17 protein-coding genes and 1 pseudogene are annotated in these 17029 nt (G+C 56.7%); 6 read left to right on the top strand and 12 right to left on the bottom strand.

The features are described 5' to 3' along the window. Both ACTG34_RS11155 and lexA read left to right on the top strand, forming a co-directional pair. Positions 1 to 188 (top strand): annotated as a pseudogene (locus ACTG34_RS11155) (molybdopterin molybdenumtransferase MoeA); the annotation flags it as partial. Positions 189 to 326: 138 nt separating this feature from the next. Continuing rightward, positions 327 to 1037 (top strand): transcriptional repressor LexA, encoded by a 711-nt coding sequence (gene lexA, locus ACTG34_RS11150; RefSeq protein ID WP_439104983.1) that lies wholly within the window; start codon positions 327 to 329, stop codon positions 1035 to 1037. Here lexA and ACTG34_RS11145 read toward each other — a convergent pair. Continuing rightward, the gene (locus ACTG34_RS11145; protein WP_439104982.1) at positions 1031 to 3070 is read right to left on the bottom strand and encodes a ComEC/Rec2 family competence protein; all 2040 of its coding nucleotides are present in this window, start codon (positions 3068 to 3070) and stop codon (positions 1031 to 1033) included. The two genes, lexA and ACTG34_RS11145, sit on opposite strands and share 7 nt — an antisense overlap. 193 nt (positions 3071 to 3263) lie before the next feature. Here ACTG34_RS11145 and gltX point away from each other — a divergent pair, with 193 nt between their 5' ends. The 3 genes from gltX to ACTG34_RS11130 all read left to right on the top strand — a co-directional run bounded on the left by gltX (position 3264) and on the right by ACTG34_RS11130 (position 7390). Next, on the top strand, positions 3264 to 4700 hold the full coding sequence (gene gltX / locus ACTG34_RS11140) for a glutamate--tRNA ligase (protein WP_439104981.1): 1437 nt from the start codon (positions 3264 to 3266) through the stop codon (positions 4698 to 4700). Between the two features lie 325 nt (positions 4701 to 5025). Then, positions 5026 to 6324 (top strand): citrate synthase, encoded by a 1299-nt coding sequence (gltA, locus tag ACTG34_RS11135; RefSeq protein WP_439104980.1) that lies wholly within the window; start codon positions 5026 to 5028, stop codon positions 6322 to 6324. 130 nt (positions 6325 to 6454) lie between these two features. Beyond that, positions 6455 to 7390, top strand: a complete 936-nt coding sequence (locus ACTG34_RS11130; protein ID WP_439104979.1) for a hypothetical protein — start codon at positions 6455 to 6457, stop codon at positions 7388 to 7390. 2 nt (positions 7391 to 7392) lie between these two features. Here the strand turns inward: ACTG34_RS11130 and ACTG34_RS11125 are convergent, their stop codons facing one another. From ACTG34_RS11125 to ACTG34_RS11075, 11 genes are all read right to left on the bottom strand, one after another. Beyond that, entirely contained in the window at positions 7393 to 8169 is a 777-nt protein-coding gene (locus ACTG34_RS11125) for an enoyl-CoA hydratase-related protein (RefSeq protein ID WP_439104978.1), read from the bottom strand. 161 nt (positions 8170 to 8330) lie between these two features. Beyond that, positions 8331 to 8783 carry a cytochrome c-type biogenesis protein gene (locus ACTG34_RS11120; RefSeq protein WP_439104977.1) on the bottom strand — a complete coding sequence of 151 codons (453 nt, stop codon included), beginning with the start codon at positions 8781 to 8783 and terminating at the stop codon, positions 8331 to 8333. Next, positions 8780 to 10762, bottom strand: coding sequence for a heme lyase CcmF/NrfE family subunit (locus ACTG34_RS11115; protein ID WP_439104976.1), 1983 nt, complete (start codon positions 10760 to 10762; stop codon positions 8780 to 8782). The genes ACTG34_RS11120 and ACTG34_RS11115 overlap by 4 nt, the downstream gene beginning before the upstream one ends. 185 nt (positions 10763 to 10947) lie before the next feature. Continuing rightward, positions 10948 to 11370: a hypothetical protein gene (locus ACTG34_RS11110; RefSeq protein WP_439104975.1), complete on the bottom strand. Its 423-nt coding sequence runs from the start codon at positions 11368 to 11370 to the stop codon at positions 10948 to 10950. Continuing rightward, the gene (locus ACTG34_RS11105) at positions 11367 to 11504 is read right to left on the bottom strand and encodes a hypothetical protein (protein ID WP_439104974.1); all 138 of its coding nucleotides are present in this window, start codon (positions 11502 to 11504) and stop codon (positions 11367 to 11369) included. Before ACTG34_RS11105 ends, ACTG34_RS11110 begins: the two co-directional genes overlap by 4 nt. Positions 11505 to 11679: 175 nt before the next feature. Further along, complete coding sequence (locus ACTG34_RS11100) at positions 11680 to 12234, bottom strand: holin family protein (RefSeq protein ID WP_439104973.1); 555 nt, start codon at positions 12232 to 12234, stop codon at positions 11680 to 11682. Next, positions 12225 to 12836, bottom strand: coding sequence for a holin-associated N-acetylmuramidase (locus tag ACTG34_RS11095; RefSeq protein WP_439104972.1), 612 nt, complete (start codon positions 12834 to 12836; stop codon positions 12225 to 12227). The genes ACTG34_RS11100 and ACTG34_RS11095 overlap by 10 nt, the downstream gene beginning before the upstream one ends. Before the next feature lie 125 nt (positions 12837 to 12961). Next, entirely contained in the window at positions 12962 to 13405 is a 444-nt protein-coding gene (gene ccmE, locus ACTG34_RS11090; protein ID WP_439104984.1) for a cytochrome c maturation protein CcmE, read from the bottom strand. A 39-nt stretch (positions 13406 to 13444) separates the two neighbouring features. Further along, the gene (gene argC / locus ACTG34_RS11085) at positions 13445 to 14473 is read right to left on the bottom strand and encodes an N-acetyl-gamma-glutamyl-phosphate reductase (RefSeq protein WP_439104971.1); all 1029 of its coding nucleotides are present in this window, start codon (positions 14471 to 14473) and stop codon (positions 13445 to 13447) included. Between the two features lie 130 nt (positions 14474 to 14603). Next, the gene (gene murI / locus ACTG34_RS11080) at positions 14604 to 15416 is read right to left on the bottom strand and encodes a glutamate racemase (protein WP_439104970.1); all 813 of its coding nucleotides are present in this window, start codon (positions 15414 to 15416) and stop codon (positions 14604 to 14606) included. Positions 15417 to 15418: 2 nt separating this feature from the next. Then, positions 15419 to 16342 carry a lysophospholipid acyltransferase family protein gene (locus ACTG34_RS11075; protein ID WP_439104969.1) on the bottom strand — a complete coding sequence of 308 codons (924 nt, stop codon included), beginning with the start codon at positions 16340 to 16342 and terminating at the stop codon, positions 15419 to 15421. 226 nt (positions 16343 to 16568) lie between these two features. Here ACTG34_RS11075 and ACTG34_RS11070 point away from each other — a divergent pair. Continuing rightward, on the top strand, positions 16569 to 17029 hold a 461-nt coding region (locus tag ACTG34_RS11070), incomplete at its 3' end, for a LysR family transcriptional regulator (RefSeq protein ID WP_439104968.1).

The following is a 17029-nucleotide window of genomic DNA, read 5'->3' as shown; positions in this document are numbered from 1 at the left end:
ATCTTGAGGCCAATGGTCCGCGCGAACATTACATGCGCGCGCACCTGACCCCGACAGGCATTGAGCCGTTCGCGCGTCAAGACAGCTCGCTGATGTCCATCTTGTCACGCGCAAACGCCCTCATCGTACGCGCACCACACGCGCCCGCCGCGCGCGCGGGCGATCAGGTTGAGTATATCAAGATTTAGCGCCCTGCGCCGCGCGATGACAGCGAGACCAGAGTGATCGCGACACAGTTGTTGACACAATTGGAGAACACGAGTAGAACATAGTCAGAACATGGGTCGTTTGTAGACCCTTTTGCCCACCAAAACGGGAGCGCGCAGATGCTGACAAAGAAACAAATGCAACTCTTGGAGTTCATCGACACACGGATGCGCAAGGATGGCGTCCCACCCTCTTTTGACGAGATGAAAGAGGCGTTGGATCTACGCTCTAAATCGGGCATCCATCGCCTGATCACCGCTCTTGAGGAACGTGGGTTTATTCGCCGTCTTGCACATCGCGCACGGGCGATTGAAATCGTAAAACTCCCCGAGGCATTGGGGGGCGAACCTACCGCGCCAACCGTTGCAGGGTTCACGCCGCGCGTGATTGATGGTGATCGCCCAAATTCACCACCCCCTGCCGCCGCAATGGATGTCTCTGTCGACGCCGTGAGCCTACCAATGATGGGCAAAATAGCCGCAGGCGTTCCGATTGAAGCCGTGCAAGATCACGACCGAGGCGTCTCTGTTCCGTCGATGATGCTATCGGGTCATGGCAATCATTACGCCCTTGAGGTCAAAGGTGACTCTATGATTGATGCGGGGATCAACTCCGGCGATATCGTGGTGATCCAAGAGACATCTGCGGTGCGTGATGGTGATATCGTTGTCGCTATGGTCGACGGCTACGAGACAACCCTCAAAACCTTTCGCAAAATGGGTGACCGCGTTGCGTTGGAGGCGGCAAATACCGCCTATGAAACCCGAATTCTGCCTGCCGATCAGGTTGAGGTGCAGGGAAAACTTGTAGGCCTGATCCGCAGCTACTGAACAGGTGCATTTCCCACTATGACTGCCTCACTGGCCGCGCCGTTTGGTGCGGCCTTTTTGGTGGAGCTCGGCGTGCGATGTTCCGGCGTATTCCATAGGCGTTGCCCCACCACATCGCGCGTGGTTTGCGTCACAACACTCCCCTCTCGTAGGTAAAACGCCACGGCTCCTGTTTGCTCCAACTTAGACAAATCGAACATTTCACAGGCACTATTTGGGGGTTTTTGCACTTTTTGAGACACAATTACGATATCATGGGTGGCACAAGCCGCCTCAACACGCTCTTGCCATCCGCGCCCTGTCACATGTGCCACGCTCAACGATCCAATGCGCAACGGCGCAGACGGACGCGCGGCGGCCTCGATCTGATCCGCATGATCGCCATCATTTTCGAGCCACGTCCGCGCGGCAAATTCCGCCCCCTTGGGCTTACTTAAGACTCGCCCCTGCGTGCTCATGATCCCCACCAACCCGCCGTCCTCGGAGATCAAAAGATCAGGTCGCGGCGCACTGAGCCAAAGGACACATGCGGCACACAGCGGCGCCACCCCGATTACACGCGCTCGCCCGCGCCACAACATGACGAACAATCCACCAATCGCCATCAATGGCAAAACTGCGTCGGGCGGCGTTGGTACATGTGACACCGCGCCCTCCCACGCCGAAACCGTAGAGGCCACGCCCAAAATCCACGCGATCGCGGGCGACATAACGGCGAACGCGACCGCCTCCAATCCCAGTAGCGCAAGGGCCAGCGCCAAAACAGCCATCGGCATAATCACAAGCCCCATCAACGGCACAGAGATCAAATTTGCAATCAGGCCGTAATCCGCAATCCGGTTGAAATGCGCGGCCGCCACCGGTGCCGTGGCCAATCCGGCCACAACGGACGATAGCGCCACGGCCGCGACAATACGCACCGGCTTGGGCATACGGGCGAACCACGCCACACCTCTGATGGCCGAAAAGGCGAACACCAGCGATGTTGTCGCCGCAAATGACATCTGAAATCCTGGCTCGGTGAGCACCTCGGGGCGTAGAACCAGTATGATCGTGGCCGCTAGTGCGACCGCCCGCATCGAGAGCGCGCGGCGATCCAAAAGCACGGCAACAAACATGGCAGACACCATAATGAATGCGCGCTCCGTGGCGACATTCCACCCCGATAGAGCGAGGTAGACCGCGCCCGCCATGAGCGCAAAGAGCGCCGCGACCTTTTTGGCGGGTACGGATCGGTGCTCGCGCAAGAGCGCCATAAGGATCAAACGGATTGCGCCGAACACCGCCCCCGTCAATAGCCCCATATGCAAGCCGGAAATGGCCAAAAGGTGCGATAGGTTCGATCCGCGCAAGGCCTCGTCGGTTTGCGGCGAAATTGCGGAGCGGTCGCCTGTGAGAATCGCGGCTGCAAATGCGCCCTCTTGTCCCGACATCTGGCGTCGAATGCGATGCGCAAGCGATTGCCGCATCCGGTGCAACGCCACACTCGCGCTGCGATCCGTCTGTGCCACCCGCATCACAGGGGCACGACTGTAACCTACGCCACCCAGACGGTCGAACCACGCCATGCGTTGAAAATCAAACCCGTGTGGCTCGGCCGGTCCCGAGGGCGGCGACACATGTGCGGTCAGGCCAAGCCATTGACCGGGCTCTATGGGAAAGGTTTTGGGCCCGTGTAGGGAAATACGAACGCGCGCGGGGACATGGTCGGGCGACATATCGCGCAACACCACATGATCAAGGGTCAAACGCTCTGCCCCCGATGCCGAGCGATCTATCATCACAACCCGCCCCTCAACGGGACCGTAGTAGCGAAAGGGGATCACAGGGGCTGTGCGCAGATGACCGCGCAGACCGATCGCAAGAAACCCCGCCAGACACAGGCAAAGAGCCAGACCAATCGCGGCCCTGTCCCCGCGTGTGAGCCGCGACACGGTTAGCAAAATGAGCGTACATGCCACTGTTATTGCATAGACTTGCGGCGATGGCTCGACGGGTAAGGCGAAATAAACACCGATACCGATGCCAATCAAAACGGGGGCCCAAACAAATAAGGCGCCGCGTTGACCGTCCAGCGAGAGACGACAAGACAGGGCAAACTTTGCCCAGTCCCAGTGCCTTACCCTGTGTCGTCGCCATGGGCGCACCCTTGTGTCCCCTTTCATGGTCGCGTAACTCTGCGCCAACGCACCATCCGAAAACTTAGTTACCAAAGGGTTAGAACCTATGAGCGCAGCTTCCAACGCCCCTGCAACGCCTGTCGTAACCCGCATCGCCCCCTCTCCCACGGGCGACATGCACATCGGCACCGCCCGAACGGCCCTGTTCAACTGGCTCTATGCGCGGGCGCGCGGCGGCAAATTTTTGTTGCGCATTGAGGATACAGACCGCGCGCGCTCAACCCCCGAGGCGACACAAGGGATCTTGGACGGCATGGACTGGCTCGGGCTTGACTATGATGGCGAAGCGATAAGCCAGTTCGCGCGCGCATCCCGTCACAAAGAGGTAGCCGAGGCCATGCTTGCCTCAGGTGCGGCGTATAAGTGTTTTGCGACTCAAGACGAGATCGAAGCCTTTCGCGAAGAGGCCCGCGCGAACAGTGCAAGCACGCTCTATCAGTCGCCATGGCGCGATGCCGATGCCTCTCAACACCCCGATGCGCCATTTTCGGTGCGTGTCAAAGCCCCGCGTGAGGGTGTGACGGTCATTCATGATCAGGTGCAGGGCGATGTGACCATCCGCAATGATCAATTGGACGATATGATCGTGCTGCGGTCTGATGGCACTCCGACCTATATGCTAGCCGTTGTGGTCGATGATCACGATATGGGCGTCACCCACGTCATTCGCGGCGACGATCACCTGAACAATGCGGCTCGTCAGATTCCGATCTACACGGCAATGGGATGGCCGCTCCCTGTCTACGCCCATATCCCGCTGATCTTTGGACCAGACGGCAAAAAGATGTCCAAGCGCCATGGTGCAACCGGCGTCAAAGAGTATCAAGCTATGGGCTATCCCTCATCTGGGATGCGCAACTATTTGGCCCGATTGGGCTGGAGCCACGGCGACGATGAGTTCTTTTCCGATGCGCAAGCCAAAGAGTGGTTTGATCTGGACGGCGTCAACAAATCGCCCGCGCGCTTTGACACCAAGAAACTGGAAAACATTTGCGGGCAACATATCGCCGTCATGGACGATGATGACATTTTAGGCGAAGTTGAGGGTTATCTCGCGGCTGCGAAACACCCCGCCCTGACAGCGGAACAAATAACCAAACTGGCGGCAGCACTCCCCCACGTCAAGGGCGCGTCGAAAACATATCCGCAACTCATTGAAAAAGCACATTTTGCACTCACACAGCGGCCCCTTGAGCTTGATGAGAAGGCGCAAAATCAGCTTACCGATGTATCCAACGGTATACTGAAAGAATTGACGCCGCACCTGCAAAGTGGTAGCTGGGATCGCGAGGCGCTTGAAGGTGCGATCAATGCGGTCTGCGAAGCCCGCGAGATCGGTTTTGGTAAGGTCGCCGGCCCCCTGCGCCCAGCCCTCGCAGGACGTGCCGTGACCCCTAGTGTTCTCGACATGATGCTCGTTTTGGGGCGAGAGGAGAGCCTCGCCCGGATCGCGGACTTTACCGCCAAGTGCCCGAGCGCATGACATCAACCGCATCGCGCCCCTCGTGGGCGTGATTCTTGGTTAACAGACCCGTCTCTCCCCCTGTGCTCGATCCGCGTGTCGGATTTTTCGTGCGTAGGTGATCAGGGTCACATAAATTTCAGCCAAAGCGGTTAACGCTCTGGCAACCGCAGATCCTTAAACCCTCAACAGGCAAAAGGATCCATGCACAGATGCCGAAGCGGTTCGCCGCTTTAATGCCCAAGACGGCGCTTGATGTACGCGATCGCTTAGCCGCACGCGTCAGACGTCCGCCAGACCACCAACGGCCCCCACGGGAGCGCCGTTGCCAACCGAAGGAATGACGATGGCAGATACCAAGAAGACAGCAACCCTGACGCTTGACGGCACCTCTTACGAGCTTCCCGTATACTCCCCGACCGAAGGTCCGGACGTCCTTGATATTCGCAAGCTGTACAGTGAAGCAGGCGTATTTACATACGATCCAGGTTTCACATCCACCGCAGCATGCGACAGCTCGATCACCTATATTGATGGCGGCGCAGGTGTGCTTTTACACCGTGGCTACACCATCGGAGAGCTGGCCGAAAAATCCCATTACCTCGAAGTGTGTTACCTGCTGCTTTATGGTGAGTTGCCAACCGCCGCTCAGATGGAAGATTTTGAAAGCCGCGTGACCAATCACACGATGATCCACGAGCAGATGCACAAATTCTTCTCCGGTTTCCGTCGTGATGCACACCCGATGGCCATCATGGTTGCCGTTGTGGGCGCGATGTCTGCATTCTACCACGATAGTATCGACATCTCCGATCCGTGGCAGCGCGAAGTGGCGACCATTCGTCTGATCGCTAAAATGCCAACGATTGCGGCAGCCGCGTATAAATACACCATCGGTCAGCCTATGGTTTATCCGCGCAATGATCTTGATTACGCATCGAACTTCCTGCGCATGTGTTTCTCGGTCCCTGCCGAAGAGTACGAAGTGAACCCGATCCTTGCCCGCGCAATGGACCGTATCTTTACGCTGCACGCCGATCACGAGCAAAACGCATCGACATCGACCGTGCGCCTTGCCTCATCGTCGGGTGCCAACCCGTTCGCCTGTATTGCCGCTGGCATTGCATGCCTTTGGGGTCCGGCACACGGCGGCGCAAACCAAGCCTGTCTTGAGATGCTACGCGAAATCGGCACAGTGGACCGCATTCCCGAATACATCGCACGCGCCAAGGACAAGAACGATCCGTTCCGCCTGATGGGCTTTGGCCACCGCGTCTACAAAAACATCGACCCGCGTGCGACCGTGCTCAAACAATCCGCAGACGAAGTGCTCGAATTGCTTGGCGTTGACAATAACCCGACCCTTCAGGTTGCCAAGGAACTGGAGAAAGCCGCACTGGCCGATCCGTACTTCGCGGAGAAAAAGCTGTTCCCGAACGTCGATTTCTATTCGGGCATCATCTTGGAGGCCATGGGCTTCCCAACCTCGATGTTCACGCCAATCTTTGCGCTCTCGCGCACCATCGGCTGGATTTCGCAGTGGAAAGAAATGATTGAGGATCCGGCTTTGAAAATTGGTCGTCCGCGTCAGCTTTATACAGGTGAGCATCAGCGCGCCTATACGAACGTCGAAGACCGCAAATAAGCGCGTCACACTATTATGATTGAACCCGCCCATCACTGGGCGGGTTTTTTTGTACGATCTGTGCCATCATGGCGGTATCGTTTTGTTTCTGCGAAGTGTTTCGCCGCAGTGTTTAACAGGGACCGCGCATATGACCCGTAAATTGATTTTGCACATCGGCACCTCAAAGACCGGATCAACCTCCCTTCAACACACCGCCTATGCGCACCGCGCCGCCTTGGCATCATCTGGCATTCATTGGGGCGAGCCTGCGCGCGCGCCGCGCGCCGATGCTCCGCGCCACGCCAGTCTTAGCTATGCCCTTCAACGTGGCCCGCAAAAATGGGCGCGCGAACAAAATGCAATTCTCGCGGATTTTGACGCCTCAGGGCATCCTACACTTATGCTCAGTGATGAGGTCTTGTCCGAATGTGGTCCGGCGGCTCTCGCGCGGATCGCGGCCTTTGCCGCCCCGTTTGACACCACAATCATATGCTATTTGCGCCGCCAAGACCGCTATGTCGAAAGCCTGTGGAACCAATATTGCGGCGAAGCGCGCCGTGAGGGCCGCTCCATTCGCAAATTTGCAACAGCGCGCGACATCCAAAGCCGCCTTGATTACACGGCTCTGTTGGATGCGTGGAGCCAGATCGGAACGGTTAAGGCCATCTCATTCGACGCTGTGAAAACTGCGCTCGCCCCAAGCTTTTTCACGGCATTGGGAGTGGATATCGCGGTTGGAGATGAGGCGCGCGTGAACGTCAGCCCGTCCATGAACTGCGCCGCCCTCTTGGCCCTACTCAACCGGCAAGGGGTCAAATACAACAAGGTCAAACTGGTCAAGGCATTCAAACACGACAGACTCAAAACGGCCCTCGGGAGCACATTGCGCGCAACACTTTTGGCGACATTCAAAGACAGCAATGCGCGCCTAGAATCCCGCTACGGCGTGCACTTTGACACAGACATGCCACAAGAACCCGAGCGTCCGTTATTTGGACCCGAAGAGGCCGCTCTCGCACAAGCCATTTCACGCCTTGCGCCCGGGCGAAAGGCCAAAGCACAAGACGGCAAAACGCCCGCGTGAGACTAGCGTCCCTCGTATGCGGGTTTGCGTTTTTCGAGGAACGCCATCACGCCCTCTTTGAAATCGCGTGTCTGACCGCAGGCATTTTGCAACTTGGCCTCTAGGCCCATTTGTTGCTTGAGCGTGTTGTCATAGGAGGCGTGCATGGCCTCTTTGAGATGGCGGTAGGTCACCGTTGGCCCACTCGCCAGATATTGCGCACGCGCCATCCAATGGCTCGCAAACTTATCATCCTCAACGCTTTCGTAGATCATCCCCCATTGCGCCGCCTTATTGGCGGGAATTTCATCAGCAAAGAGTGTCGCCCCAATGGCGCGCGCCAAACCGATCTGGCGCGGCAAAAAGTAGGTTCCACCTGCATCAGGGATCAGGCCAATACGCGAAAACGCCTGTAGGAAAATTGCACTTTCGGTTGCAATCGTCACATCACACGCCAGTGCCAAGGAGGCCCCCGCTCCGGCGGCAGCACCGCCCACAGCGGCAATTGTCGGGATCGGGCAGTCATGGATCGCATACATCATCGGCTCGTATTCGTCGCGCAATGTGCGTTCCAGATCAGCGGTTCCGGCATTGACGCCGTCCCCAAGATCCTGACCCGAGCAAAAGGCACCACCGGCCCCTGTAATGACCAAAACACGTGCGGATTTCGGCGCATCGCGTACGGCGTGGGTAATTTCTGCGCGCATCTGTGTGTTGAGCGCGTTGCGCACATCGGGGCGATTCAACGTGAGAACGGCAACATCATCACGGACGTTAACGGTAATGGTTTCATAGTGCATGCGTGGTCCCTTCCCTCGGTCACGGGTTACCTCCAAGATAGGTATCCGCGCGACAGAGGAAAGAGGAACGCGCCGTCACGAGACGTTTTATTTCAAAACAACCTGCTTTAATCTGCAGTGGGCGCGCAAAGGACACGCCCGGCCTCTGAAATGCGCCGCAATTAGTCGTTCATAATTGCATCGAGGCGGGCTTGCTCATCCGATGTTAACTCTACCGTTTCGGCCTCGTTTTGACGCCGCCGCACAAACCCGATCGCGCCCCCGAAGGCGGCCAAAAGCATAAGCGGCCCCGCAATCCACAACAGCTTGTTTGACCCCGTCAGCGTCGGTTTGAGCAATACATATTCGCCGTAGCGGTCGACCACATAGTCCACCACCTCGACATTGCTGTCGCCCTCAACGAGGCGTTCACGGACCAAAAGCCTTAGATCTTTGGCCAATTCAGCGTTGCTTTCGTCAATGTTTTCATTGCGACACACCAAACAGCGCAGCTCCTTTGAAATCTCACGGGCGCGCTCTTCCATTGCGCTATCTGCCAACACTTCGTCGGGTTGCACCGCCACCGCAGGAGTTGAAAGCGTCAAAAGGGCGAGAACGAGGATGAGGTGTTTCATTCTGCGGGCACTCCCGCAGTCGCTACTTTTGCCGCGTCTTTGCGACGACGTGCGCCCGCGGCTACACGGTATCGACGATCGGTCAGGCTCAAAAAGCCGCCAAATGACATAATGATCGTGCCACCCCAAATCCAGTTTGCGAGCGGCTTGATATATGTGCGCACAGCCCATCCACCATTGGCCTGTACATCCCCGATGACAAGATAGACATCGCGCAAGAACCCGTTGTCGATTCCCGCCTCGGTCGTAGGCATTTGTTGGACGGGATAGTTGCGTTTCTCGGGGTATAGCGTGGCCACTTTTTTGTCGCCCGCAAACACTGACATCGACGCCATGGTCGTGATGTAGTTCGGCCCTTGTTTGCGTTCGACTTGATCCAGTGAAATCGTGTAGCCCGACACCTCAAAGGTCTCGCCAATGTTGACCACGCGAATGTCCTCGACCGACCATGCAGTCAGACCGGCGATCCCCGCAATGGTCACGCCGAGGCCGCCATGGGCAAACAAACGCCCCCAATCCGCACGCGGTAGTCGAAACAACCGCGACAGATCGCGCGCCTTACCCGTTTTGGCAAGAAGGTCCTGACAAGCGCCCGCGATCAACCACATTCCAAGGGCCAAACCAATGGGACCAAGCAATGTCTTTTGGGTTTGAATGGACCAAATCAGGCCAAACACAGCCAACGCAAGGACCATCGACGGGATCAGTTTTTTGAGCGTTGCCCCAAGGCGCGCCCGCTTCCACGCCATCATCGCGCCAACGGGCAAGATAAAGGCCAAAATGGTAAAGAACGGCGTAAAGGCCGCATCAAAGAAGGGTGCGCCCACGGACAGTTTACGGTCCCAAAATGCTTCGGCCACGAGCGGCCAGATGGTGCCGATAAAGACCACGAATGCGGCCACGGCCAACAAGATATTATTGGTCAATAACGCGGTTTCGCGACTGACCATTGAGAACACACCTTTGGCCGTCATGGCGGAGGCACGCATGGAAAACAGAACCAACGAGCCGCCCATAAAGATGGCAAGGATGAGCAAGATAAACACACCGCGTTCGGGATCATTGGCGAAGGCGTGGACCGAGGTAATCACGCCAGACCGCACAAGGAACGTACCGATGAGTGAAAATCCAAAGGCCAGAATTGCCAAGAGGATCGTCCACGCTTTCAGGCTTTCGCGTTTTTCGACCACAACGGCCGAGTGGAGCAAGGCGGCTGCAAACAGCCATGGCATAAAGGACGCGTTTTCAACGGGATCCCAAAACCAAAAGCCGCCCCAACCGAGCTCATAATAGGCCCACCAAGAGCCAAGGCCGATGCCGATGGTCAAAAAGACCCACGCGGCCAAGGTCCACGGACGCACCCAACGCCCCCACGCCGCATCGACACGCCCCTCAAGAAGGGCCGCAACAGCAAACGAAAAGGTCATGGAAAGACCCACATAGCCCAAATACAGGAACGGCGGGTGGAACGCCAAACCGGGATCTTGCAGCAACGGATTAAGATCATCGCCATTCATCGGCGGAAATTGCAGACGCAAAAACGGGTTCGATGTGAATAAGATAAACGCGAGAAACGCCACACCAATGGAGCCTTGAATGCCAAGCACGCGTGCGCGCAATGTAACGGGTAGGTTGGAGCCGAACAGCGCCGCTGCGCCGCCAAACAGAGCCACAATCAAAATCCAAAGCAACATGGATCCTTCATGGTTGCCCCAAACACCCGACACTTTGTAGAGCATGGGCTTGAGCGTATGGGAATTCTCGACCACCAGTTTGAGCGAGAAATCCGACGTCACAAACGCGTAGGTCAACGCACCGAACGAGAAAGCGATGAGCGCCAATTGCACGACCGCCGCGGGTTCCCCCACCGCCATAAATGCGCGCCGTCCCGTGTGCGCGCCCCAGAGCGGCAAAACCGTCTGAGCGATCGCGACAAAAAACGCCAAAATCAGTGCGAAATGTCCAAGTTCTACGAGCATATACGTGTCTCCCTTTGCGCATATGTTTACCCGCTCACGGCACATACGCCAATGGGCTGCGCCGTCATGTCGCAAAGAAATGATCAGGTTTCGCGCGCGAATGGTGCGCGTTGGTGTCGCAGGACGGCGCAACAAACCAATTTGGAGCGCACACATTGCTAAAAATGCGACTCTCCGGATCCCTGTCAGAAAATCAACAGGACGCAAATTGACATGGTGAACGCGCCAAGAACCGGCCACATGAATGCAATCCCCCGCAATCCAAACGAGCCTTGGATCACAGCGAAATGCACCACCGCCCCGCAGATCAGCAGGGATAAAAACACAAATAGCAACGCGGCCTCCACCCCCCAAGCCGGATCGTTCAAAACCCGCATGAGCCACCACCACCCGATGGTAAGCCCCGTCCCCGCCCAAGACAGCGACATACCAAGTGCCAGAGGTGTGGCGCGTTCGTGCCATAACCAAAAAAACGTAGCCGAAATCAACAGAGCCATGACGCAAATGGCGCCATACGCCACTTGCAGCATTGCCGCGAACCCAAGGCTATGCGCCCCGATGAGCGCGGTCATCAAAATAAGAGTAAATAGAGCTATGATCGGTTTCATTGCTTCAACATCTCCTTGACGGCGGCGTCCAATGCATCCGCGGCGCGCGCATTTCGATTGAACGCGGCGCGCACGCCGTATTCGCTCCATTTGGCCCTCAAAGCCCGCCAGTAGCGCAACACTATATCACGCATAGCTCACCTCTCTCTGGGAAGGCGTTCGCGGATCATTGTGGTCATCTCGACCAAGATCTGCGTGTTCTTGTCTAGAACCGACCGCGTTGCCTGATCCTTTTGCAAGTCTCTGTAAAGAAGGTAGAAAACCATTAAGGCCCAAGGTCCGTTGTCCGCCAATGCGGTGATCAATGCATCACTCATCATCCGCCTGCCTCCATGCCATGAGCGCAGGATTATCCTGTTCGCTCCCTGCGGACGCGGGAGGCAGGCCACGTGATCCCGCGGCCAAGGCATTGAGAGCGGCGATATTGGCTGTCACCACGGGCGCTTGAGCCATTGTGGCGACAACGGAGCGTTGGAAATCCTGACTTTTGACCTGATAGCGCGCGCCAAAGTAAAAGCTGACAATTGCGCCGAACAGCCACCACAACGGTTCGGGAACAAGGGCAATTCCTTGCATCCGCGCCGCGAACCACACAGGATCAACCATCGCCGCCACGCACAACCCGATGGTCCCAAAAGCCATCAACGGGCGCGGTACGCGGTTGAGACCGTCCATGAACCGGTCAAACCCGCCCTTACGTTCCAATGCAAATTCGCGGGCAAATTGTTCTAATGCGGAGCTGCGAAACTCCGCATCGCGCGCGCCAGAGTTTTCACGGTTCTCCAAAAATATTTCAGCGGTTTCGCGCACAACATTGCGCCCCTCGCCAAACAACACGCCCAAAAGCTTATCGATTATTCCCATGCCGCCACCCGCGTGTCATGCTCGGCACGGCTCAAATGATACCGCGTTGAGATGAACGCCTCCGCGCGCACGATCCACCCCCCCTTACCACCATCACGGCGCTTGGCGTATTTGCGCGACGAAGGACGTCGATCCGCGAGCGAATAGTAGTAATTTCGCCGCGCAATGCCGTAAGCATCAACGAGGTGATGTGGCGCGAGTGATTGCGCGATATACGCGGCCTCAATCGTTTGCGGCCCGATGACGCCATCGACCGCCAACGTGATCCCCATATCGCCCAAAAGCCGTTGCAACACGCGCACCGCATTGGCGCCCGCATTGACATACATGTCGAACACACTGGCGTGCAAAACGGGTGGCAACTCGTCGATGCGAGGCCCGTTAAAATAGTGGGTCACAAAAATATCGCGCGCCTGATCACGGCTAAGTTTGCGCACGTCACTGACACTTACCGTGCCGTCCCCGTCGACATCCACACCAAGGCGGCGCAAGGTGCCAATGGTAACCCCGTATTTTGTAGCGCCCCCCGGATCATGTGGGTCATTCACGTACCCGCCTTCGCGGGCAATGATCTCGTCTGCGATGTTTTGAACTGTTTTCATGTGCCTCAAATTCCACCTGTGCGATGGTCTCCAAGGCTGCCGCAAAAAAGTTAACGCCGCCGAACCCTAGCGGTCGGCGGCGTTTCTAAATCCGTTAACTCATATGTCGCAAGGCGCTGTAGACGTTAACTTTCCGGCTCTTGATAGACCCCTTGCTCTTTCAGGGCATCAACAACTTCCTTGGGCATATAAGTCTCGTCATGCTTTGCCAGAATTTCGGTCGCTATGAACACCCCGTCTTGTAGGCTGCCTGTCCCGATCATCCCCTGATTTTCGGTGAACAGATCGGGCAAGACCCCCTCAAATCGCACGGGGATCGTGTTGGTCACATCCGTCACCGAAAACGTCACCTCGGTTCCGATGCCACGCACGATACTACCCTCTTCGACCAGACCGCCGATGCGGAAAATCTCACCTTTGCGCGGCGGCTCTTCGACCACTTGGGTCGGCGAGCGAAACAGGTTGATCCCATCCTTGAAACCATAGCCGATCATGCCTACCGCAATTACCAAAACCACCGTCAAAATAGCGATGATTTGAATGCGGCGCGTCTTTTTAAGGTTCTTCATGCCAGCCATGGTGGATCTCCTAGTATTTCGGGAACACAGTTACGGGAACATCGGCGCGTTCATCAGACCCGCCGTTTCCTCAAGGCCAAGCATCAGATTGGCGTTTTGGATCGCCTGCCCCGATGAGCCTTTGGTGAGATTGTCGAGCGTGCCAATCACAATACAACGCCCCTCGATACGGTCGGCCACAACGCCGATGTGGCAAAAATTCGATCCGCGCACATGCTTCATGTTCGGCGCTTCGCCCGTTGGCAGCACCTTGATAAACGGCTCGTCTTTGTACGCATTGGCAAGGGCATAGTGCACCGCACCAGCCTCGCCACTCACATAGGCGGTGGCGAGAATGCCTCGTGTGGCGGGGATCAGATGTGGGGTGAATTGAATGCGCACATCACGGCCTGCAATGGCGGAAAACTCTTGGTCAAACTCGCCCAAATGACGATGTTGCCCCCCGACGGCATAGCCAAAGGCGTTGTCTTCCAACTCACCAAACAGCAAATGTTCCTTGAGCGCACGGCCCGCACCCGACACGGCCACCTTGAGATCAAGAATAATAGTGTCGAGATCAATCACACCCGCCGCAATCAAGGGGCGCAAGATAAACTGGCCCGTTGCGGCATTGCACCCCGTGCCCGCGACAAGACGCGCGTCTTTGATCTGATCGCGGTAGAATTCGGTCAGGCCGTACACCGCTTCTTTTTGCAACTCGGGCGCGGAATGCTCTTTGCCGTACCACTTTTTATAGGTTTCTGGATCACGCAGGCGAAAATCGGCAGACAAATCAACGACTTTGGTCGTGCTTGGCACGTCTTTGATCACCGCTTGCGATGTGGCGTGGGGCAAGGCGCAAAACGCCAAATCCACATCCGAAAAATCTATGTCCTCGATTTTGCACAACGCGGGCAAGTCCATGTGACGCAGGTGCGGATAGACCTGCGCCATCTCCATGCCCGCTTTCCGGTCGCCCGACAACGCTACAATCTCCATCGACGGATGCGTTGCAATCAGACGGACAAGTTCCGCACCCGTGTAGCCTGAAGCCCCGAGAATGGCGATTTTATGGGTCATACTATTGTCTTTCATCAAACCGGGCCGCCCATATTTTAGGGTCGGTTTTTAATTTAGAGGCAGTGCAGTCAAACTACAATTGCGGCAAAACGCGCATGGTCGGCATCCCGCCGCGCGGTGGTGACCTGGGTCAGGCTTTGACAAATTCAACTTTGCGTTTGAGGAACTGTGTGGCTCCGCGTGACACTTTAACCGGATCGCCCGTGGTCAGAAACATCGTCTCTGTTCCTGCCCCGATCATCGCTGGATGACGTTTCAGATAATCGGCAAGACTATCCGCCACGAGGTTGGCCTGTGAGAACACTTTAACATCGGGGCCAAGCGCCTCTTGAAACTCTTTCTCCATCATCGGGTAGTGCGTGCACCCGAGGATCGCCGCATCGGGATTGGGCAACTTACGTTTGAGCGCATCGACATGGCTACGCACCAACGCATCGGCCAAAATCATATCGCCGTCCTCAATTGCATCGACGACACCGCCGCAGGCCTGTGCCTCGACATCAACGCCGATCGCACGAAACGCCAATTCGCGCTGAAACGCACGGCTCGCCACCGTGGCGGGGGTCGCAAACAGGGCCACATGTTTCACATCCACTTCGCGCGGTGGCGAATTATCACCCCATTCGCGCTCTGTTAGAGCCTCAATCAGGGGCACAAACACGCCAAGGACGCGCTTGTCTTTGGGAATCCAGCTTTCCTGCATCCGCCGCAAGGCCGCCGCGGAGGCCGTGTTGCAGGCTAGAATCACCAGATCACAGCCCGCCTCCCACAGCCGCTCGACGGCCGCTGTGGTCAGATCGTAGACATCATCCGCACTGCGCACACCGTAGGGCGCGTGGGCGTTGTCGCCAAAATACACGAACGGTACATCAGGCAACCGCTTGGTCGCCGCATCCAGAACGGTTAAACCGCCCAATCCACTGTCAAAAACGCCTACTGCCATTTTTAATACCGGTCCTTTAGACCTTTTCGGGGCTTGGCCCCATGTTTGACTTCGAACTCATACCCGTGATCGAAATTTGCCACAGGTGTTGGGGATAGTGAATAGGTCTCACGGCGCAGAAAATCCATCATCTTTTTAGGATCGCGCAAGTATGGCTCCAATTTTTCACGCGCAATCGGTTCGCCCACGACCACCCGAACAGGCGCCCCCATGCGTGCGCGAAATTCACGGATCAACAGCCCCATGCGCAACGTGTTGTGCAAATGGCTCGCCAATTGGAACAGCCGAGAATTGGCCCCATCGAAATAGATCGGCACCACGGTGGCATCAGATCGGGCAATCATCTTGGCGGTAAACGCGCGCCAGCTTGGATCCATCGGCTGGCCCAACGGGCGCGCCGCCGTCGACACGGTGCCACCTGGGAAAATTCCAATACACCCACCCTCACCAAGATAGCGCAACGCGTCCTTGCGCGTTTCTAGATTGAGCGCCACGGCCTCCTTGGTCTCCTCAAACGACACAGGCAGGATCACGCGGTCGAGATCCTCAGCCCGCTTGAACACACGGTGCGCCAAAATGCGAAAATCGCCACGCGTCACTGACAGGATATGCCCCATCATTAACCCGTCCAAAATACCATAAGGATGATTTGCCACGACAATTAACGGACCCGTGGCCGGAATATTGGCAAGTGCGCCCCCCACAACATCCAGCTCAAGCCCGTAGCGATCAACCATCACCTGCCAAAAATCGCGCCCCTCTTCGACATCCGCACCGTACCCCGCAGCGCGGCGGATCAGGCGCAACCGACCGGTGGCATTCTCCATCAGGCGAATAAGCGTCCGCCCCGAACGGGTTTTGGCCGAACTGGCATACGTAATGTCACGCGCAACCTGACGCGCCGATAGTGGCGATTGACCAGCCATTTATCCGTAGGCTTTCGTTATCGACATGTTCACACCCTCTTACCCTGTGCGTGGATAGACTTTAATCCACCGCTTACGCTTTCGCCATAAAAAGCTTATAAAAGAAGCAGGTGTATTAATCGCCCTTGGTTTCGACGGTCGAATACCCTTGTCGCCTTGCACCACACCAACGCTATGCTATGTGCGAGTGATGTTTTTGAGCTAAGCAGACCAAAGAGAGATGCCGATGGATTGGGATAAGTTACGTATTTTCCACGCAGTTGCGGATGCAGGATCACTGACACATGCAGGGGACACCTTGCATTTGAGTCAGTCCGCTGTGTCGCGCCAAATTCGCGCCTTGGAAGAATCACTATCCACAACATTGTTTCACCGCCATGCACGCGGATTGATTTTGACTGAACAGGGCGAATTGCTGTTCGAGGCGACCCGCGCCATGAACAAACGCCTTGATGCGGCATCCGCTCGCATACGCGACTCTGAGGAAGAGGTTTATGGCGAGTTGCGCGTGACCACCGCCACAGGATTTGGGACGCTGTGGCTCGCACCGCGTTTGCACCTGTTGTACGAAAAATACCCCGAGCTAAAGATTGATTTGATGCTTGAGGAACGCGTGCTTGATTTGCCGATGCGTGAGGCGGACGTCGCAATCCGCATGAAAGAGCCATCACAGGCCGATTTGATCCG

The sequence above is a fragment of the Celeribacter marinus genome (assembly GCF_965656515.1).
In the GTDB taxonomy this organism is placed as follows: domain Bacteria; phylum Pseudomonadota; class Alphaproteobacteria; order Rhodobacterales; family Rhodobacteraceae; genus Celeribacter; species Celeribacter marinus_D.
Note: the sequence above shows the minus strand (reverse complement) of the source record. Positions and strands in the feature narration are given on the sequence as shown.